Source organism: Alicyclobacillus suci, assembly GCF_017329615.1.
GTDB classification, from domain to species: Bacteria; Bacillota; Bacilli; order Alicyclobacillales; family Alicyclobacillaceae; genus Alicyclobacillus; species Alicyclobacillus suci.
The window spans coordinates 80,643-100,108 of sequence record NZ_JAFMTW010000002.1 but is presented as its reverse complement, the minus strand read 5'-3'; the positions used below and the strand labels follow the sequence as shown (position 1 = coordinate 100,108).

At 53.4% G+C, this 19,466-nt stretch carries 25 protein-coding genes and 1 other annotated feature; of the genes, 3 read left to right on the top strand and 22 right to left on the bottom strand.

Features of this window, described 5'->3' with window-relative positions; translation table 11 throughout:
- Positions 1-27: 27 nt before the first annotated feature.
- Together efp and J3482_RS01975 are read right to left on the bottom strand one after the other, a co-directional pair.
- Entirely contained in the window at positions 28-585 is a 558-nt protein-coding gene (gene efp / locus J3482_RS01980) for an elongation factor P (protein ID WP_021295682.1), read from the bottom strand.
- Positions 586-663: 78 nt separating this feature from the next.
- Positions 664-1,125 carry a type II 3-dehydroquinate dehydratase gene (locus tag J3482_RS01975; protein ID WP_146822618.1) on the bottom strand — a complete coding sequence of 154 codons (462 nt, stop codon included), beginning with the start codon at positions 1,123-1,125 and terminating at the stop codon, positions 664-666.
- A 113-nt stretch (positions 1,126-1,238) separates the two neighbouring features.
- Between J3482_RS01975 and J3482_RS01970 the strand changes: the two genes are divergently transcribed.
- Complete coding sequence (locus tag J3482_RS01970) at positions 1,239-1,838, top strand: histidine phosphatase family protein (protein ID WP_146822620.1); 600 nt, start codon at positions 1,239-1,241, stop codon at positions 1,836-1,838.
- Here J3482_RS01970 and gcvPB read toward each other — a convergent pair.
- From gcvPB to gcvT, 3 genes are read right to left on the bottom strand one after another with little or no spacing between them, the layout of a single operon-like run.
- The gene (gene gcvPB / locus J3482_RS01965) at positions 1,809-3,272 is read right to left on the bottom strand and encodes an aminomethyl-transferring glycine dehydrogenase subunit GcvPB (RefSeq protein ID WP_146822622.1); all 1,464 of its coding nucleotides are present in this window, start codon (positions 3,270-3,272) and stop codon (positions 1,809-1,811) included. The two genes, J3482_RS01970 and gcvPB, sit on opposite strands and share 30 nt — an antisense overlap.
- Positions 3,269-4,621 carry an aminomethyl-transferring glycine dehydrogenase subunit GcvPA gene (gene gcvPA, locus J3482_RS01960; protein ID WP_206921988.1) on the bottom strand — a complete coding sequence of 451 codons (1,353 nt, stop codon included), beginning with the start codon at positions 4,619-4,621 and terminating at the stop codon, positions 3,269-3,271. The genes gcvPB and gcvPA overlap by 4 nt, the downstream gene beginning before the upstream one ends.
- 26 nt (positions 4,622-4,647) lie before the next feature.
- Complete coding sequence (gcvT, locus tag J3482_RS01955; RefSeq protein ID WP_206921987.1) at positions 4,648-5,736, bottom strand: glycine cleavage system aminomethyltransferase GcvT; 1,089 nt, start codon at positions 5,734-5,736, stop codon at positions 4,648-4,650.
- Positions 5,737-5,855: 119 nt separating this feature from the next.
- Between gcvT and J3482_RS01950 the strand changes: the two genes are divergently transcribed.
- Positions 5,856-7,583: a DEAD/DEAH box helicase gene (locus tag J3482_RS01950; protein ID WP_146822628.1), complete on the top strand. Its 1,728-nt coding sequence runs from the start codon at positions 5,856-5,858 to the stop codon at positions 7,581-7,583.
- A gap of 26 nt (positions 7,584-7,609) precedes the next feature.
- The gene (locus tag J3482_RS01945; RefSeq protein ID WP_146822630.1) at positions 7,610-8,524 is read left to right on the top strand and encodes a YqhG family protein; all 915 of its coding nucleotides are present in this window, start codon (positions 7,610-7,612) and stop codon (positions 8,522-8,524) included.
- 38 nt (positions 8,525-8,562) lie between these two features.
- Here J3482_RS01945 and zapE read toward each other — a convergent pair whose 3' ends face one another.
- The 17 genes from zapE to J3482_RS21465 form a co-directional block, all read right to left on the bottom strand.
- Positions 8,563-9,492, bottom strand: a complete 930-nt coding sequence (gene zapE, locus J3482_RS01940; RefSeq protein WP_146822632.1) for an AFG1/ZapE family ATPase — start codon at positions 9,490-9,492, stop codon at positions 8,563-8,565.
- The gene (locus tag J3482_RS01935) at positions 9,492-10,025 is read right to left on the bottom strand and encodes a shikimate kinase (protein WP_146822634.1); all 534 of its coding nucleotides are present in this window, start codon (positions 10,023-10,025) and stop codon (positions 9,492-9,494) included. The genes zapE and J3482_RS01935 overlap by 1 nt, the downstream gene beginning before the upstream one ends.
- Before the next feature lie 5 nt (positions 10,026-10,030).
- Positions 10,031-10,420 carry a hypothetical protein gene (locus tag J3482_RS01930; protein WP_206921986.1) on the bottom strand — a complete coding sequence of 130 codons (390 nt, stop codon included), beginning with the start codon at positions 10,418-10,420 and terminating at the stop codon, positions 10,031-10,033.
- Positions 10,417-10,935, bottom strand: a complete 519-nt coding sequence (locus tag J3482_RS01925; protein WP_223204127.1) for a PulJ/GspJ family protein — start codon at positions 10,933-10,935, stop codon at positions 10,417-10,419. The genes J3482_RS01930 and J3482_RS01925 overlap by 4 nt, the downstream gene beginning before the upstream one ends.
- Positions 10,829-11,161 (bottom strand): hypothetical protein, encoded by a 333-nt coding sequence (locus J3482_RS01920; RefSeq protein ID WP_188332217.1) that lies wholly within the window; start codon positions 11,159-11,161, stop codon positions 10,829-10,831. Before J3482_RS01920 ends, J3482_RS01925 begins: the two co-directional genes overlap by 107 nt.
- The gene (locus J3482_RS01915) at positions 11,158-11,661 is read right to left on the bottom strand and encodes a prepilin-type cleavage/methylation domain-containing protein (RefSeq protein ID WP_223204110.1); all 504 of its coding nucleotides are present in this window, start codon (positions 11,659-11,661) and stop codon (positions 11,158-11,160) included. The genes J3482_RS01920 and J3482_RS01915 overlap by 4 nt, the downstream gene beginning before the upstream one ends.
- The gene (locus J3482_RS01910; RefSeq protein WP_223204111.1) at positions 11,651-12,010 is read right to left on the bottom strand and encodes a type II secretion system protein; all 360 of its coding nucleotides are present in this window, start codon (positions 12,008-12,010) and stop codon (positions 11,651-11,653) included. The genes J3482_RS01915 and J3482_RS01910 overlap by 11 nt, the downstream gene beginning before the upstream one ends.
- 38 nt (positions 12,011-12,048) lie before the next feature.
- A complete protein-coding gene (locus J3482_RS01905) occupies positions 12,049-13,116 on the bottom strand; it encodes a type II secretion system F family protein (protein WP_206921985.1) in 1,068 nt (355 codons plus the stop codon).
- Positions 13,064-14,059: a GspE/PulE family protein gene (locus J3482_RS01900; RefSeq protein ID WP_146822642.1), complete on the bottom strand. Its 996-nt coding sequence runs from the start codon at positions 14,057-14,059 to the stop codon at positions 13,064-13,066. Before J3482_RS01900 ends, J3482_RS01905 begins: the two co-directional genes overlap by 53 nt.
- A gap of 139 nt (positions 14,060-14,198) precedes the next feature.
- Positions 14,199-14,516 carry a M67 family metallopeptidase gene (locus tag J3482_RS01895; RefSeq protein ID WP_188332219.1) on the bottom strand — a complete coding sequence of 106 codons (318 nt, stop codon included), beginning with the start codon at positions 14,514-14,516 and terminating at the stop codon, positions 14,199-14,201.
- A 40-nt stretch (positions 14,517-14,556) separates the two neighbouring features.
- Positions 14,557-15,837, bottom strand: a complete 1,281-nt coding sequence (obgE, locus tag J3482_RS01890) for a GTPase ObgE (protein ID WP_146822646.1) — start codon at positions 15,835-15,837, stop codon at positions 14,557-14,559.
- A 4-nt stretch (positions 15,838-15,841) separates the two neighbouring features.
- Positions 15,842-16,333 carry a Spo0B domain-containing protein gene (locus J3482_RS01885; RefSeq protein ID WP_188332220.1) on the bottom strand — a complete coding sequence of 164 codons (492 nt, stop codon included), beginning with the start codon at positions 16,331-16,333 and terminating at the stop codon, positions 15,842-15,844.
- A gap of 72 nt (positions 16,334-16,405) precedes the next feature.
- A complete protein-coding gene (gene rpmA / locus J3482_RS01880; RefSeq protein WP_146822650.1) occupies positions 16,406-16,702 on the bottom strand; it encodes a 50S ribosomal protein L27 in 297 nt (98 codons plus the stop codon).
- Between the two features lie 15 nt (positions 16,703-16,717).
- Positions 16,718-17,044: a ribosomal-processing cysteine protease Prp gene (locus J3482_RS01875; RefSeq protein ID WP_146822652.1), complete on the bottom strand. Its 327-nt coding sequence runs from the start codon at positions 17,042-17,044 to the stop codon at positions 16,718-16,720.
- Positions 17,045-17,047: 3 nt separating this feature from the next.
- Entirely contained in the window at positions 17,048-17,359 is a 312-nt protein-coding gene (rplU, locus tag J3482_RS01870; RefSeq protein WP_021295704.1) for a 50S ribosomal protein L21, read from the bottom strand.
- A 9-nt stretch (positions 17,360-17,368) separates the two neighbouring features.
- Positions 17,369-17,449: a sequence feature (ribosomal protein L21 leader region), on the bottom strand.
- Positions 17,450-17,548: 99 nt separating this feature from the next.
- Positions 17,549-18,433: a M50 family metallopeptidase gene (locus J3482_RS01865; protein ID WP_223204112.1), complete on the bottom strand. Its 885-nt coding sequence runs from the start codon at positions 18,431-18,433 to the stop codon at positions 17,549-17,551.
- A 14-nt stretch (positions 18,434-18,447) separates the two neighbouring features.
- A complete protein-coding gene (locus tag J3482_RS21465; RefSeq protein ID WP_146822656.1) occupies positions 18,448-19,359 on the bottom strand; it encodes a M23 family metallopeptidase in 912 nt (303 codons plus the stop codon).
- Positions 19,360-19,466 lie beyond the last annotated feature (107 nt).

The following is a 19,466-nucleotide window of genomic DNA, read 5'->3' as shown; positions in this document are numbered from 1 at the left end:
TTGAATCCCGCGGGAATCCCGCGAAACTTAGGCGCGAGATACGTAATTGCCGGATCGCGTATCGATAATCAAGCGGTCGCCGACATTGACGAAAAACGGCACCTGAAGTGTATAGCCGGTTTCTACCGTCGCTGGCTTGCTGCCGCCGGTGGCGGTATCGCCGCGAATGCCAGGCTCCGTCTCGGTCACTTCGAGTTCCACGGTATTTGGAAGGTCTACACCGATGGTCTCGCCCTGGTACATCACAATGTAGCAGTTCATGTTTTCTTTCAGGAAGTTGAGTTCGTACTCCAACTGCGAGCGATTGATGTTCGTCTGCTCGTACGTCTCGGTGTCCATGAACGTGTACATCTCGCCGTCGTTATACAAATACTGCATCTCACGCGTCTCAATATGCGCCCGGGCCACCTTCTCACCCGCACGGAACGTCTGTTCCTTGACCGCACCTGTCTTGACATTTTTCAGTTTGGTCCGAACAAACGCCGCACCTTTTCCAGGCTTGACGTGCATAAACTCAATGACGCGGTAAATTGAACCGTCATATTCAATCGTGGTACCCGTACGAAAATCGTTGCTTGAAATCAAGCCTATTCCCTCCACCAACATGATATACATCGAGCCGAGCTTATGTACGCAATCAAACAAGTCATACGCACAAACGGCTCACCGCAACTGTGCGGCATCCTTTCGATATCGACGACACAAGGCGTCCGCCGCATAGCGGTAACCTTCTGTCCCAAGCCCGACAACCTGTCCCATGACGACGTCCCCGAGAACCAATTGATGCCTAAATGGCTCTCGCTGGTGGACATTCGAGATATGCACCTCAACAGTCGGTCGGGCGATATCCTCAAGACAGTCGCGGATGGCGTAACTGTAATGACCAAATGCACCAGGGTTAATTAAAATTCCCGCTGCACCAGGTCCGTGCAACTGTAAAAAGTCGATGAGATCCCCCTCGTGATTGGACTGTTTATCCAACACGTCGAGTCCGTATCCGTCCGCCACACTTCTGACCAACGAAATCACGTCGTCCAGTGTTTGAGTGCCGTACGTTTCCGGCTTTCGGACCCCCAACCGATTGAGGTTCGGGCCGTGGATCACGACGAGATACGGTTTTTCCATCGAGATGCCTCCTCACAGATTTGCCGAAAACACAGTCAAAACCGCGATTATTGTACCACAGGGCCGAGTGTCCTTGCTATACTGACGATGACGAATTGAAGGAGGACGAGCACATGGACATCTGGCTCATCCGTCATGGTGAGACAGACTGGAACGTCAGTGGCCGCGTCCAAGGTTGGACAGATATCCCTCTCAACCAAACCGGGCGCGCACAGGCGCAAAAGTTGGCCAGTTACTTAGAAGGCATCCCGTTTCGCCAGATCTATGCCAGTGACCTATCGAGAGCGCTCAACACGGCACGCGCGATTGCCGAAAAAACAGGTACGCCAATCAGTACGACACGGCGCCTGCGCGAGCAATACTTTGGACAGGCGGAAGGACTCTTGCGCGAAGAAAAGGAACGCCGTTTTCCGAACGGCATTCCAGGCGCAGAAACGCCACAGGACGTCGAAGAACGAATCCGTCAGTTCCTTACAGACCTCGTCGCCACGCCCGTGCCAGGGCGGGTCATCTTGGCGACACACGGAGGTGTCGTCCGGGCCGCCCTGCGTTGGCTCGGCCTGCAGAACGAACCCATCGACAACACCAGTATCACGTGCTTGAAGTACGAAGGCGGCGCCTTTCGCATCACAGCCATTAACGCGACGCCGCACCTTTCGACGCCCATCTCACTCCCCACTGGGTCACGAATGGATATATCGCAGCACGGGTGACCTCGCCGCCGTGACTTCGTCTAGTCGGCTGACAATCGTACGGTGCGGTGCAGCTCGGACAAACTCCGGCTGCGTCGCCGCTTCGTGCGCGACCTGCTTCATAATTTCCACAAAGCGGTCTAACGTCTCCTTGCTTTCGCACTCCGTCGGCTCAATCATTAAACACTCGTCCACAATGAGTGGGAAATAAATGGTCGGCGGATGAATGCCAAAGTCAATCAGTCGCTTCGCAATGTCGAGCGTGCGCACGCCGTTCATTTTCTGACGATTGCCGGACAACACGAACTCGTGCTTACAAGGCCCGGCAAACGGTGCATCGTAATCATCCTTGAGTTGCGAGAGCAAGTAATTGGCCGCCAACACCGCAGATTCAGAGACCAATTTGAGACCGTCAGGCCCCAGCGTGCGAATGTACGTATACGCCCGTACGAGAATCCCAAAATTCCCATAGAAACCCTTGACTTTGCCGATAGAGAGCGGCCGGTCAGAAGATAATTCGTACTTGTCGCCAACCTTTTGGATGACAGGTCGCGGCAAATATGCTTCCAAGAACGATTTCACACCTACCGGACCCGCGCCCGGGCCGCCACCGCCATGCGGTGTCGAAAACGTCTTATGCAAATTGAGGTGAACGACATCAAAGCCCATGTCGCCAGGTCGCGCATACCCGAGAATGGCGTTCATGTTCGCGCCGTCATAATAAAGTAGGCCACCCGCATCGTGGACAATCTTCGAAATCTCCCCAATCTGCGACTCGAACAACCCCAAGGTACTTGGGTTCGTCAACATGAGCGCCGCCGTGTCATCGCCAACTGCCTGTCGTAAGGCGTCGAGATCAACACTGCCATCCGCCTTAGACGGAATGGTAATGGCTTTCAATCCGGCCATACTCACGCTCGCAGGGTTGGTTCCGTGCGCCGAGTCTGGAACAATCACTTTGTTTCGCTGGCTCTGACCCTGATTTGCGTGATATTCGCGAATCATCATCAGTCCCGTCCACTCGCCTTGCGCACCCGCTGCTGGCTGCAAGCTGACAGCGTCCATTCCGGTGATTTCCGCGAGATCTTGTTGCAACTGGTACAACAATTCAAGTGCACCTTGGACTGTGCTTGCCGGTTGCAATGGATGAATGCGCGCAAAACCATCGAGACGGGCCGCCCGCTCATTGCGCTTGGGATTATATTTCATCGTACACGACCCCAGTGGATAAAAACCCGAATCCACGCCGTGATTCTTTTGCGAGAGGGCCGTAAAATGTCGAATCACATCGACCTCGCTGACCTCCGGCAACGGCGGCTGCTCCAGTCGAGTGAGTCCAGCCAACTCACCTAAATCCGCTTCCGGAACATCAAGTTCTGGCAGCGAATACGCCTTGCGTCCCGGCTGACTCATTTCAAAAATGAGCTTTTCTTCTCCTTCGCGTTGAATTGTCACACCATCACCTCCTTGAGCGCCTCAACCAACTCATCCATCTCCGATTTGGTTCGCACCTCAGTCACGTTGAGCAAGACGGCGTCGCCTAGTTCAGGATGGGACTGGCGCAAGTCGAATCCAAACAGAATGCCACGCGCGAGCAGTGCCGCTTGAACATCCGCCGCTGGGCGAGGTAAACGAACGACGAACTCATTGAAAAACGGCGCGGCAAAGACCGCCTCTATTCCCGGCAAGTCCAACAAACGCTTTTGTAAATAATGCGCCTTATGATAGTTCTGAACAGCCAATTCGCGCATGCCCTGTTTGCCCATGTAAGATAAGAAAACTGTTGCGGCCAAAGCGCACAGCGACTGGTTGGAACAAATATTCGACGTCGCCTTCTCGCGGCGAATATGCTGTTCACGCGCCTGCAGCGTTAGCACAAAGCCACGCCGTCCCTCATGGTCTGTCGTCTGTCCGACAATTCGCCCAGGCAGTTTGCGCAACAGCGGCTGTTTCGCCGCCATGATGCCCAAGTATGGCCCACCGTAGGAAATCGCATTGCCAAGTGACTGCCCTTCAGCAACCACGAGATCTGCTCCGAGCTTACCTGGTGCCTCCAAGAGCCCAAGCGCTATCGGGTACGTATTGACCACCAGTAGCGCATTTGCCTGATGTGTTAAATCGGCGATAGCCTGTATGTCCTCGACGACGCCAAAAAAGTTCGGATACTGAATCATGACGCCAGCAACCGAATCATCGAGTTGAGCTTGCAAGGCCTGCGTGTCGAGGCGGCCATCTTTCTGTGGAAGATAACCAATCTCAATCGTCTGTCCAGCTGCATACGTGCGAAGGACGGCGAGATATTCCGGATTGACGGAGTCCGCCACAAGAATGCGGTTGCGGCGCGTGTGCACACAAGCCACCAACGCAGCCTCCGCAAACGCGGTCGGGCCATCATACATACTCGCATTTGCGACATCCATTCCCGTCAAGTCGGCAATCATCGTCTGGTACTCAAACGTCGCCTGAAGCATCCCTTGGCTCATTTCTGGTTGATACGGCGTGTACGACGTATAGAACTCTGACCGGCTGATGATAGCGTCAACAACACTCGGTTGATAGTGTTCATAGGCACCAGCCCCTAAAAAACTCACCAGGCGCCCAAGATGGGCATTTTTATCGGCCAACTTTTCCAGATGGCGCATGACTTCTAATTCCGACATTGCCTTCTTGAGCGCGAGGGGTTGCTTTAACCGAATGTCATCCGGAATATCGGCAAATAGGGCCTCCGTCGATTCCAACGCCAGTGCCTCAAGCATCGCCTTTTTATCGGCGTCTGTGTGCGGTATATAGCCAAATTCGTTCAACCAAGTCGGCCTCCTAATTCTTATGTTCAAGCCCGATTTCGTCTGTAAAACGGCGTTTTGACCACCCGTGCCGGATGCGTGCGCCCACGAATATCAATTTCGACTTCCTGACCAATTTGCGCGTATGCGACATCAATCAGTACGAGCGCAATGGGCACTTGTAACGTCGGCGACAGGGTGCCTGAAGTCACGTATCCAATCTCGCGACCATCCGCGACCACCCGATAGCCACTGCGGGGAATGGCTCGACCTTGTGCCTCAACACCGACCAATTTGCGCGACACGCCTGCCTCCTTTTGACGCAGGAGGGCCTCCCGGCCAATGAAATCGCCTTTATCGAGCTTGACAAACATACCGAGACTCGCCTCGTACGGCGTAATTTCGCGAGACAGTTCATTGCCATAAAGGGCGAGTTTTGCTTCGAGCCGGAGCGTATCGCGTGCACCAAGTCCACAAGGCACGCCCCCTTGTTCAATCAGCACGTCAAACACGGTTGCCGCATCGGATGCATTCAGATAAATCTCGAAACCGTCTTCACCCGTGTAACCAGTACGTGAGACCATGGCCGACATGCCTGCCACCGCCCCGCGCGCAAAAGTGAACGGGCGCAGATGCGCTATGTCGACGTCGGTATTTTGCGCCAATAGCTCAGCCGCACGCGGCCCCTGAACCGCAATTAACGCAATCTCGTCCGACGCATTTTCGACTGCCACTGAAAAATTGCCTACGTGACTCGTCACCCACGAAAAGTTCGTGTCGATGTTACTGGCGTTGACGACCAACAAAAAGTTGTCTGCCGCCATTCGATAAACCAACAAATCATCAATGACACCGCCAGATTCATCTGTCATTAACGTGTACAGCGCCTCACCGTCAGCCAACCGTGCGACGTCGTTGGTTACAAGGTGTTGCACAAACGTCAACGCATCCTGACCTGTGACGTTGAATTCTCCCATATGAGAGACGTCAAATACGCCCACATCATCGCGAACCGCGCGATGTTCCTGCACGATACTCTGATACTGCACGGGCAACAGGGTGCCGTGAAAGTCAATCATCTTCGCGCCTAATGCGACGTGTCTGTCGTAGAGTGGGGTGTGCTTTGGAGCCGTCATCTGGTGTCCCCCTTAGAGTCTGTCGCGACAAATTTCGACAGGATGAAAGAAAGTAGTCCACTTGTCACATACTACATGACAGAATGCGAGGGAAACAAGCGTTGGCGGAGGAATGTTCAATGGATTTAGACTTGGAAAATCATCCCCTGCTACAAATTTCGAAACCAAACAACAACCGGGTATCTGTCGACATTCAATTTGTTGACGATGGTCTAGAAAATGCCTTTACAACCTACCTTGAATCAGTCGATCCGACGGACGAGCCAACCCGCAAATCCACTTGGCCGCTATTCCGCTTGGCAGCATTAGGTACCCAATCCCAGATGTCGCCAACCTTTGAGTCGCTGCTCGTCCTTGATCACATCCATGGCTTTACACCGCTGCCGCATCAGGTGAAAACAGCTGAACGCGTCTTACGGGAACTGCGCGGACGCGCCATTCTCGCCGACGAAGTCGGCCTTGGTAAGACCATCGAAGCGGGACTCATTCTCAAGGAGTACATGCTTCGCGGCCTCGTCAAAAAGGCGCTCATTCTCGTCCCAGCCTCCCTCGTTCTACAGTGGACGCGAGAACTGAACGAAAAATTCCAGTTGACCGCCACCGCGCAGCGCAATCAGTGGACCTGGGAGCAATACGACGTGGTGGTCGCTTCATTGGATACAGCCAAGCGCCCACCACACAAGGACATTGTCCTGTCGCAGCCGTGGGATATGGTGATTATTGACGAAGCCCACAAATTGAAAAATCAACGCACAAAGAACTGGCAAATGGCGAACGCCATCCCAAATAAGTACTTGCTGTTATTGACGGCAACACCCATGCAGAATCAATTACAGGAGTTACATACCCTCGTCACATTGCTGAAACCCGGGCATTTAGGCAATGTTTCGGAGTTCTCGAGCAATCACATGGCGAGCCGCCGAACACCGCGAGACGCCATTCGACTTCGTGAGACGATGAGCGACATTATGATTCGCAATCGTCGTCAAGATGGCGCCACCGCCCTGCCACCGCGCCACGTAGAAGTCGTCCCGCTCGAACTGAACGCCGACGAGCGCAAATTTTATGACGAGGTTCAATCGCTCTTGCGCGACGAGTACGAATCGCGTAAAAGTCAACGCATCTCCATGCTGCCACTCTTAACATTACAACGTGAAATTTGCAGTTCGCCATATGCAGCTATGATTTCGCTCGAAAAGATGCAAAAAAAAGCGACGAACCCAACCCGTCAACAACAGCTCGCGCAACTCATTCAATTGGGGAGTAGCATTTCTGAATACACGAAGATAACGAAGGTACTCGATTTAATTGACGAGATTGGTGACAAGTGTATCGTCTTTACCGAATACCGGGCTACACAGGACTTTATCATGTATATGCTAAAGAAAAAGGGCATTTCCGTCGTCCCATTCCGCGGTGGGTTCAAACGAGGAAAAAAAGACTGGATGAAAGATTTGTTCTCGAAGAAAGCACAAGTGCTCGTCGCCACGGAATCCGGGGGAGAAGGTATCAACTTACAGTTCTGTCACCACATGATAAATTTCGATTTACCATGGAACCCGATGCGCTTGGAGCAGCGCATCGGACGCATTCATCGACTGGGCCAAACGGAGAAATGTTATGTATACAATCTCGCGACGCGAGACACCATCGAAGAACACATCGTCAAACTGCTACACGAAAAGATTCAAATGTTTGAATCAGTGATTGGCGAACTCGACTACATTGTCAGCAACAGGCGGATAGATAACTGGGACAAGCAACTGTTTGAAGCTACCATGACCAGTACGGACGCAGCAGATCTCGCCGCCAAGCTCAAGCAAATGAAGCGCCAATACATAGACTGACTTATCGCCTAAAAGGGGGTTCTTGCGTGCAACATCACGTGCCGTTGCGCGAAGAAAGTGAGCGACTTTCGTTTTGCGAAGCGTACTTCGACTCTGTCGGCGCAGAAACTATCTATCGCGCCGACGGATATCGCGAAGTGCGTCTGCCAATCGACGTCGACAAAGAGTTGACCGATAGGCCGTTTTATTGGCTATGGGTAGAAAAAACCAACCAAAAGGTCGAACCGACTACGCTCCGTCTCTCATTTACCAAAGCGGCAAAAGCACGCGAGGACGCGCGTTTGGCAAAAGCGTACCAAGCGTACCTGGAAGAGCACCCACCACAAAATCCATACGAGCGCATGTTTGCAAAGCCACCGACAACTGAACTCATCACGCTCGGATGCTTTCGCTTGAACAAAATCGTCGACAGCGCGCGTCGCCGAGGGCAATTTGCCTGCGTACAACCCGCCCATGCGACGGCCAGAGATCAACTGGTTCCCTGGCTGGTGCTCAACCTGCTCGTGCAATTCGTGACCGATTCCGTTGAGGAAACGTGGTTATCTGTGGGAATTTGTTTAGCGAACCACCAACACGTCTTCGGGTTTTACGAAAAAGTGAAGGCTATCGACATGACAGCGGCCAATCCAGCGCGAATTCTGGAAAACGCAAGAATGTCCCTACCAGAAGCCTTTGCCTTTGCAAAATCGTGCGTGTCCGACCACATCGCCACGCTGCCCGACGACTGGGCAGACGAGGCGAAGCGCAGACTGACGGACGACTTGTCCCAACTCGACACGTACTATAAAAGCATCTTACCTGATTACGACGAAGACACACAGCAGGAACTCCTGCGTGAACACCAACGAAAACGGGCGAACCTCATCAAAAAAAGTGCGCCGCGAACAGAGGTTCACATCACACAGGTGGCGCTTGTCGGACTGCCGATACGCCATACGTGAGCCATGTGAGAAACCATCTGAACCGGTGAACGAACCCTCTAGGTGAGCGAACGCAGATTGCGCTGCCTTGCGTCCGGTCCTTCAAGATGGGCCATCATACACATTTTCATGATGCGAGACCGCAGTGGATACACAGAATCATTGACGTCTTCGCCTCGCCGACGATAGGCGTCCGGCGGCGCGTAATTACTCGTAAACCAAGTGGGCAAATTCGCATGAAACCGCTGGTTGACAATCCGGAACAACTTTTCGAGGGTAAAATCGTTCGCCCGCTCCTGGGCGAACTCATCAATGCCAAGTACCGGCACGGTCGAAAGTGTGTCTAAAAACGGTTCCAAATCCTGATTGTCGGCAATCAAGTGACGCATCCTGTCAAACAGCGAATCAGAACGAACGACGAGACACGGCACGCCGCGGGTTCGCAAACGATTAAACACAGCGAGCATCAGATGTGTCTTGCCGACGCCAGGTGGCCCGAACAAGTACACGCCACTCGCAGTGCCTACGTTATTTTCCGGTTGGTAGCCCATCGCAAATTCCATCGCATAACGCATCAATCTCGGATATTTTTTGGCTTGTTCCTCAGGATAATTCTCGAACTGAAATGCCTCATCTAATTCAAGCATACCTGCAATCGAAGCATATTTGTCGACGCGTTTTTTCGCAATATGATCAAGATAAGGCTGGCAGCGCTGAACACTGATGGTCACTTGTCCCTTGTACGGTTCAAGCACCTGTGTAAAGCCACGCATGTCGCCTTCTTTTCCACAAGTTTGGAATCCGCTGCAGCGACTGCAGATATTTTGCTGTCGCAGATACTCCAACAAGGCGGCCCGTGACCGATCAATAAACGCGTCACTGACCGAGAACTGGTCGAGTTCAGGAATCAAGCGCCGAAAGTACGCGGCATCGTAGCCTTTATCGTGACCCTCTAACGACTTATTCAAAATCTGTTGAATGTGCTGCATTAGGCCCTCCCTCGCTCACGCGACAACCAAGCAACCACTTCTTGCACAATCTCAGGCACATCCATTTCGTCGACGTTTACTGTGTGAGAGGAGACTTCCGTGTACCATGCCTCCCGCTTTTCTAGTAGGTGACGAATGGTCGACGTTCGATCCGCGACCGCAAGCAGCGGACGAACCGCGCCGTCCGCATCCAACCGACGCTCAATCGTTTCCGGCCGCGCCCGCAAATAAACAGATTGCCAATCGCGTACCAGCGCTTCCCGATTTTCAGGCCGTGTGACAACTCCGCCACCCGTAGCCAATACGAACGCGCCATCGGCCTGCCCAAGGTCGAATAGCGCCGCTTGTTCTATGCGACGAAATTCCACTTCGCCGAGGGTGGTAAATATATCAGGTATCGTGCGACCTGTGGACGATTCAATCCATTGGTCGAGATCGACAAACGAATATGAGAGAGCCTTGGCAAGGGCGCGACCCACGGTCGACTTGCCACTCGCCATAAAGCCCACCAGCGCTATTCTTTGATGTATCATGATTATCACTCCACGATGCCCGGGCCATTGTCCTGCCAAGCTCGTAATCTATGAGCGATTGTATCATAAGTAAAAGAAATCGTATCTGTCACATCGCCGATTTTCGCTTCCACTTTCACCAAAGCCAGGTCATCGTCGACGGTGGTCCGGGTATCCACCGTCACAGAGTCAAATTGTAACGAAGTGTCCGCTTGTAATTCCTTTCCCGCTTCCAATATCTTGAGCATCGATTGTGCGACACCAGTTGCACAAGCCGAACAGTGAGCAAATTGCCGCTCCCTATCGCCCATCGCCCATACCGCGTGCGATACCCCGACCAATGTCGATAAAAGAACTGCTAAGACGAGGACAATTGATAAGACACTGACGAGCGCAACGCCTGTTTGCGCCCTCATGAAACAGCCGGCCCACTCGTCAACCGCGCATCAAACATCTCCTGTTGCCCGTCCCCCAACTCGAGACTGACGTGAATGACATTCGATTGACGGGAGAACGTGACGTTTTGAACATGGGCGGCAATCACCGCATCTCCGCCCCCAGCCTCAATGCGAATCAACTGATGGTTCACATTGACATCGTACATATACTGGACGCCTGATAACATGGTGAGCGTAAGCGCATGTGGCGACACCGAGGCCGCAGCGGCCGCATGCGTATCCTGACTCAGCGAACGCAAGCAGGAACCAAACATCGCACTATCTTCTAGGTCAATCGCAGTCCGATTGTAAAAAAGGTAGGTGTTTACGAGCAATCGCACACCAGCGCTGACAATCATCGTCGAAATGGACATTGCGACCAATACTTCAATCAGTGAAAATCCCCGGTTGGCAAAAGGGGACAAACAGCGAATCTGGTTTGTCCGACGCCGACGATGTGACTTGCACGGTCGTCCCTTCACATGAGATCCCATTCTCGTCCGCAATCGACACGACATAGGTGAGCCCCCCTTCTTCCATCTCATGTGGCACACTTTGGTGCGTCAACAAGTCGTCTGTAACACTTTGCTCGACCGCCCGCATTCCGTCTTCTACATGAATTTGCTCACGCGCGAAGAGTGTATTGAATTCAGCCAGACAGAAAGCAGGCAAATAAACGGCCACAACAGCCATCGCCACAATCGTTTCCCACAAGTTCATGGCGACAACCACCCAGCCTGCTGAAGGCCAGCACCCATATAGACGTCGATGTCGCGCTCGAATCGCCCATCCGTTAAGCGAATCTTTCCCGCCACTTGAGCGTCGCCGAGGTTGTCATAGGAAATTCTGCGATTCGGCAACTGTAAGTAACCATCTACGTACGTCACATCCGTCGCAAGCGAATACGTACCTGTGGTCACGGTACCTTGCGTCATGTGATAGTTCGTATCATATGGATCTAGCCAGATAATGCCCGCCTGGTCTGAAGTTGCGCCAATGGACTGCGCAGTACGCAAATTCGTGATAAGGTCGAGTGCAGAACTATCTAAATCAGCCGCACGCTTAATCACTACCGTCATGGGCACAACCATCGAAAACGCAACGACTGTGACAGCGACCGCCACCACGGTCTCAAGTAGGGTGAAACCACCGCTTCGCTCTCGTGGGCGGGATGCTCCACCCCAGCACGACGGCATTTGCCAAGCGCGCTTATGTTGCATTGTCCGCTCCTGGTGCACCGCACGTGACCACGATATTGGATGGATCAGCGTCATCAATCGTGAAATTTTTCGTGAGTGCATCATCGGAAAGTAGTTGTTCTGAAACAAGCGTTTTCAACTGTTGTGAAGAGTCCCCTGACGGCAGCGACTGATGCAACAAGTCATACTCGGCCAACGCAGCCGAGATGGTCTTGACATCACCTTGACAGGCGGTCGTGGAAGCGCGCTGTGACGCCCCCATCAAATGTGGCGTAATCAGACCGATCATGATAGCGACAATGGACACTGCAACCATCAACTCCAACAATGTAAATCCGGCAACGGTTCCCCGTCGTCTTCGACATGTCACGAACTAGCCCCCCTCGTATCCATACAGTTACTCCACAGTTACTGCGACGACGAAATCGTTTGGTACATCGGACCAAAGACACTGTACATCGTCGTTCCAACAACAAGCCCCATCACCGACATCGCCACTGGTTCTAACCAATGACTCAGCTTTTCTAACGCCCTCGCAATCTGTCCTCGAAGCACGCTGTCCGCCCGAGCCAAGCCAGACATCACATCTCCGGTTAGTTCACTGACCGACAAAAGATCCCAGACGACCGGACTCACACTGCTCGGCAAAGATTCCGCTAGACGCTTGCCGTCCAATAAATTGCCGAGAACAAATTGGTACTGGCGGCACAACCACGTGTCTGGCCCAGGTTCTAGCGCCCCAAGCGCCTCAATCAAAGAAAGACCCGCCTCCAACTGTTTTTGAACGCTATCGACAAATTGCTCCGACCGAATCGCACGAGTGAGTTCATCAAAGGGCAAATGGAGACCCTGCCATCGTAGCTTGCGGCGACCAAAGAGCAGACCAAGATACACAAGCGGACAAGCAAGAATGATAACCATCAGATACAAAGACAGGTTAAAGAGCACCGATTGAATATATCCGTGCGCAAGTCCAGGCGCCTGATTCAAACTCGCCTGCAGGGAAGCCAATTCCGGGTCAATTTGCAGACGAACGAATAGCGCTAACGCAAAACAGGAGACAAGCAACAGGCAGGGATACGTGATCGACTTCACAAGCGATTGTCGCCACGCTCGTCGCTGTCGCTCGCGGTGTGCGTACGAGCTGAGCGCCGCTGGCAACTGTCCCACATTCTCAGCCACTATAAGGGCACGAGCGGAAATCAAGTCGACATAAGGTTCAAATAAACCGGAGACTGGCAAGCCCCTTTCGACATATGCGAACAGGCTTTGAGACAGACTGCGTTGAAATCTCGAACCAGATTCGGCCAACCTTGCGAGTGCTACCAATACCCCCACACCGGCCTCCAATAATTCAGCAAAGTTTTCCGCGAATGCGAGAAATTGCGCCCGTTGTTTCCAGCGCATCCACTGCCTGTCCGCGCTATATTGCGGTCGATTGCGCACCCAACTCACCATCTGAAACTTTTGCGACAAGCTCTTCCTCAGACGTGCTATCCACATGTCGCCCATCCATACGCCACCCCGCCATCTCATCGTCGCCAACAAAAAGTTCCAGACGATAGGTACGTTCAGACGCGCCAGCTTGCTGGGCGTGAACGCGCTGAACCATTACTGCACGCAACACTGCCGATAAAAGCACTTTTTTAGCCCCCAGTTCCAGGAGTCGGTCAATGGACCCAGACACGCCAACGGCGTGTGTCGTCGCCAAGACAAGTCGGCCTGTGAGTGCTGCACGAACCGCGATTCGCGCGGTCAACTCGTCGCGAATCTCGCCAATCATCAGAACGTCTGGGTCTTGCCTTAAAAGTGATTTCATAGCCACCTCATACGTCATTCCAGAACGCTCCCGAACCTCGACCTGTCGACAGCCTGCAATAGGCATTTCAACCGGGTCTTCGAGACTGAATACCTGCATCCCGCGCGCAGCCAAATACTGCATAATGGCGTACAGCGTGGTGGTCTTACCTGACCCTGTGCGGCCAGCCACGAGCACAAGCCCCTGCGGCTCAGACAAGAGTGTCACGAGACGCCCCATTTGATCAGCACTCAGTCCCAACTCGAAGATGGACAACGGCCGTTGTGCCTGCCTGAGCACGCGGATGACAATCGACTCTCCCGCGTAGACAGGAACGGTCGAAACGCGCAAGCGAACACTCGCTCCCTCCATATCCCAACGAAACGCTCCCTCCTGCGGCGTATGCGCATTGGTGACGTCCATTCTTGCCAACGCCTTAATACGGCGCAGTACCTCGTCGCCACGTTCCGTCAAATGGACGAATGGACGAACACAACCCGCGACCCGAAAGGCAACTCGAAGTCCCGAATTCACGGACGTAAGATGAATGTCTGTCGCACTCGCCATAATCGCCGCATCAATCATCTGTTGTAACAGCCTTGCCGCCGTAAAAGCCTCCATGTCCTATCCCCCTTTGCCTACATGTTCTGCGACAGCCAGTCAATGCCTGTTCTCTATCAGTATCAACCCAATAAAATTTGTAAGAATTATCCGAAAATATATATGAAGATAACACGCGAAAAGGTCGTAACGACAACCGTTACGACCAACGAAACATCTGAATATGCCAACCTTCGTCCACACGAACAAGGAGAAAGTGCGTGCGAGCCCACGCAGAAAACTGGTAATCTGCGGCGGACAAGCACGCGTGTCCGTCGGGGTGGCTATGGTATACCGCCACCACCTGTACATGGGCGGCGTCCAACGCCTCGGCCGCACACAAGAGTGTAGATGGTTCCACAAAGACGTACTGCGGCCCAGATTGCGCGGGCAACGGCATGACAAACCACCGCAAATCCGTTTGCACGATAAACCCGACGCACTCATTCGGCCAGGCGAACGCTGCCTGTTGTTTCAACGCGGCAGCAATCCCTTCGGGAAGGGTGGTGCTGGCACATTTACTCCACAAAGTCGAACACCATATCGCCAATGCGAATGCTGTCGCCCTCCGTGGCACCACGTTTGCGCAGCGCGTCGTCGACGCCACGGTTTTTCAAAATGCGCTGGAACCGTTTGACCGCATCAAATTGCTGGAAATTCGTCATTTTGACCAACTTCTCCAATTCCTCGCTCTCCACGATAAACTCGTGGCCTTCGCGACGAATCGTAAATGGTTCCACCTTTTCCAAGCGGTACACTTTGTGCGATTGCTCGTCCGTATCTTCGACGACTGACTTCAAATCCTTCGGCAGCTCATCGAGCATCGAGGCAAGGCGCCGAAGCAGTGCGTCAAGGCCTTGGTGCGTCGCACCAGAGATAGGGAACACCTCGAGCTCTGGATATGCTTTTCGGAAGCGCTCGAGCCCTTCAGCGGCGTCCGGCAAGTCCATCTTGTTTGCCGCCACGACGCGTGGCCTATCCGCCAACGCCACGTCGTATGCTTCCAACTCGTGTTCAATCACGCGAAAATCCTCCACCGGATCACGACCGTCCACAGCCGCCATATCAATGACGTGGACAATAATCCGGGTTCGCTCGACGTGGCGCAAAAACTCGTGACCCAACCCATGACCTTCATGTGCGCCTTCAATCAATCCTGGCAAGTCCGCAATCACAAAATCCCGGCCGTCCGCCGTCTCGACAACGCCCAACTCCGGCGTCAACGTGGTGAAATGGTATGATCCCACCTTTGGACGCGCGCGCGTCACCGCCGCCAAGAGCGTCGACTTGCCGACCGATGGGAAGCCCACCAATCCAACGTCCGCCAGCACGCGCAACTCTAATTCCAGATACCGCTCTTCCCCCGGCTCACCGCGTTCAGCCATATCCGGCGCCTTGTTGACTGCCGTGGCAAACCGCGTATTCCCGCGCCCGCCGCGTCCGCCGCGGGCGACGACAAGTCGAGCGCCATGCTCTGTCAAATCGCCCAAAAACGCACCAGTCTTCGCATCGCGCACCAGCGTTCCAGGCGGCACTTTGACTATCATATCTGGAGCGTTGGCACCATGCCGATTTTTCGTGCCACCATTCTCTCCGCGTGGCGCCTTAAAGTGCTTCTGATACCGAAAATCTATCAGGGTTCTGAGCCCTTCGTCCACGACAAAGATGATATCCGCCCCTTTGCCGCCATCGCCACCCGCAGGCCCGCCAAGTGGCACATACTTCTCGCGGCGATAAGAGACAATACCATTTCCGCCGTCTCCAGCTTTTACATAAATCGACGCGTGGTCTGTAAACATGCGCTCACCCCCTCATCTCCGTATGATTTCCATTGTCGACCACGGTAAATGCAATCTGTGGAAAGCTGCTTGCCATTGTTTCATCCAGTGCAAACGGCGCTTCTACGTATCCTCGAATCTCGGCACCACGCGGGTGAAGTTGCCCATCGAGTTCTAGGTGAACGCCTTGTTCTGCGGCGTAATCATTCAATTTGTGAAGCCAAGCACAAAACGGTTCTAAAACCCCATCAGACAAGTCCCCATCGACATGCAATTGCCGCAATTGAAGGTGTGGACAAGTCGCAGCTTCCCACACGAGTTTCTTGCCAACGTCTCCAAGCGACTGCCAACGCGTCAGAGATTGCAGCCACGTCGCCGTTCTGTCCACCACAGCCAACGCCCGCTCAGGTTTCCCCAGTTGCAAATAGCCGCGAATCAACTGCAGTTCATTGAGCACATCGTGACGGTGACGTCGGAAGGAAATCGCTTCATATGTACCGTGATCATGTTCCGGCACGTTTTTCAACCGCCTCTCAAAAAGGGCCTGGCATTTCTGCCAGGCCCTTCAACAACATCCTGAAGTCAAGCGTTATTGCGTGACAGCAACGGCAACCGGATATACGCTGACGCGTTTGCGGTCACGACCAAGCCGCTCAAAGCGCACTTGACCTTCCACCTTTGCAAACAAGGTGTCGTCCTTGCCAATGCCAACGTTGATGCCTGGGTGAATCTTGGTACCGCGTTGACGAACCAAAATGCTTCCCGCGCTGACGACTTTACCGTCTGGTTCTTTGACGCCGAGGCGCTTGGAAATACTGTCACGACCGTTGCGGGTCGACGACACACCTTTTTTATGAGCAAACCGTTGCAGGTTTAACTTCAACATGTCTCATTCATCCTTTCAAAGTTTCGCGATATTCGTAGTCGTTATCCTGACGAACTCAGGATATTGTTCCGCGACCTGCTCTACGCCGTAAAATAAACTGTTGATGAGCAATCGAACCGATTCATTCGGCTGCAACGGCAATCGACAAGTTAACATCTCACCTTGATCAATCACGTTTAATGCCACACCAGCAAAGCGTTCGCAACTGTTAATCGCGTTATATACCAAAACCGATACCGCAGCACAGACAATGTCGGAACCCGAATCCGAGTAGCCGGCGTGCCCTTTCACGCGAAATCCAGCTACCGAATCGCGCTGCTGCAGAATTTCAAACGTAATCATCGGTTACGCTTGAATAGATTCAATCGTCAACTTGGTATAAGGTTGACGGTGACCTTGCTTCTTGTGATAGTTCTTCTTCGCCTTGTACTTAAAGACGATGATCTTCTTGCCACGGCCGTGTTCAAGAATTTTTGCGACGACTTTCGCGCCTTCAACCGTCGGCGTACCAACGCGAACTGAACCGTCGTTTTGGATCAAGTGAACCTTGTCCAACGTGATGGACGAACCGACTTCACCTTCGAGTTTCTCGACGTAAATCGTGTCGCCTTCACTAACCTTAAATTGCTTTCCACCAGTTTCAACAATCGCGTACATCATTTAGGCTCCTTCACTCAGACTCGCTGCCTAAGGTATGGACTCGATGTCCAATTTCAAAACCCAGGAAGCATGCGGTTGTAGTGCATACACACGCGCCATATTCTATCATATACCGGGCACCGGCGCAACTGATGCGTCGTCCGCCAGAAGATAGCCGCCGGCGTTTGTTCATCAGGCATTTGTTCATCAGGCATCCGTCAAGAGTGAACCGACCGGCTCTAACCAGCGACCTTCAAACACCGCGTCGAGCAGTTCAATCTCTTCTAAAAGCGCTTGAACGAGCCCGTCGTTCCCCAAAATATAGACGATATGATACCTATCCGGCGAAAATTGAACGACGACATCGCGGATGGAGACGGTATTCGGCACCGCCAGCGTCGACATCTGCAACACTGTCTTTGGCTGGCGCCGCTTTGCGTCGAGAAAGCGCATAGTCTCACTGCGCACGTCCCGCTTCCCGCGCCACGCCGTCGCAAACAAAAATAGTCCGAGCAGCATCATGCCAAGGTGCGGGTGTCCCGTGAACAAGGCCAACACGCCCGTCAACATTAACAGGATGGACAGTCCAAACGCCACGTTGTACGCCTCCAGTGTGGCTCGCTCATAGCCAATCCGGCGTGATCGCGCTGCGCGCAAAATACGCCCGCCGTCCAGTGGTAGACCCGGTAACAAATTGAATATGCCAATCCAACTATTCATTTGCATACACAACTGATACGTTCCCTCGTTCATCCACCCGAACAGCGACAATACCGTACAAGCGATACACAACAACAGATTTACCACCGGGCCAGCAATCGCGACCATCGCTTCCTGCCTAGGTGAAAAACCGAGGCGCGCATACGACACCTTCGCGACGCCTCCGAACGGAAGCAGGGATACTTCTTCTACGCGATACCCCAAATGGCGCGCAGTGATGGCATGTCCAAACTCGTGCAGCAGCACAAATGTGAACAAGAGAAGCGCCGTTTTCAACATGCCAGCAAAAAACGCGCCGACCATCAGCGCCAGAAAGAGCGGGTGCACACGCACCCGCCCGACGCCTAAAGCCTGTCCGACGGTTGTTTCCAAACGAGCGACCACATTCATGGTGACGCACCGTCAAAATTGACAACCGCATGCGGGTTTTCGTAATTTCCGTCTTTGACAATAGAGAATTTTAATGCTGGATGACTTGGGGACGCTGGCAGTTTGCCAATCACCTCCGCCGCAGTCACATATTCGTGCGCCTTCACATTCACGCTGCCAAGTCCGTCGTAAATCGTCGTACCCAGTGCACCGTTATCAATTCGCACAAGCTTGGTGTCACCGACGTTGACCACGTTCAATACCGTACCCGAGCCCGCTGCCAACACAGGTGCCTTTGCCGTCCCCGCGATGGAGACCTCTGGATGCGTAGACGAGTAATCCTCAACAATGGTGCCTGAGACCGGGTTGTGAAGTTTAACCGCCGTTGTCGCGCCAAATTGAGGTGCACTGATGTGCATATCCGCAAACGCCTTATCAATCGACGGCGCCACATCCGCAGTATAATCTGTCTGCAACACGGTTTGCGCCTGGCTCACCACCTCTGGCGGGACGGCGTCCGGGTGGTGATCAACGTAATAGACCACGCCGACCAATACCAGTGCACAAAACGTCTGCCAGACAATCGTCCGGCTCAAATAAGACGGTTTATTTGAGTTCACCGACGGCGGTCGCGTCCGCGCACTGCTCATCGGCACGAACTGCTTGTGCGGCGTTCGGCTCTGTCCGCCGCCACTAAACGCTCGCCGCCACGCGCCACTCTCCACCTGCCGCAAACCCGCGTCGTCTTCGGCAAAGCCATAGGGGGATAAATCCGACTGGCCTTCACTCACCCAACGCGTTGGCGCGGGGCGTGATTCATCGGACGACGAATGTGTAGTTTCGGGCGCTGCCAACAAGTCCTGCTCCCGCTTCTCGGGCCGACTTCGTAAACTGCCCTGCCAAGGCCACTTTCGTTTGACATTTGGCACAGGCACTCCCCCCTCTCACTCTCACCACATGGTTATGAGCGACAAGGGACAAGTATGTATAAAAAAGCGGACCCGAGCAGAGTCCGCTTTTTTATATGCTTCTGTCG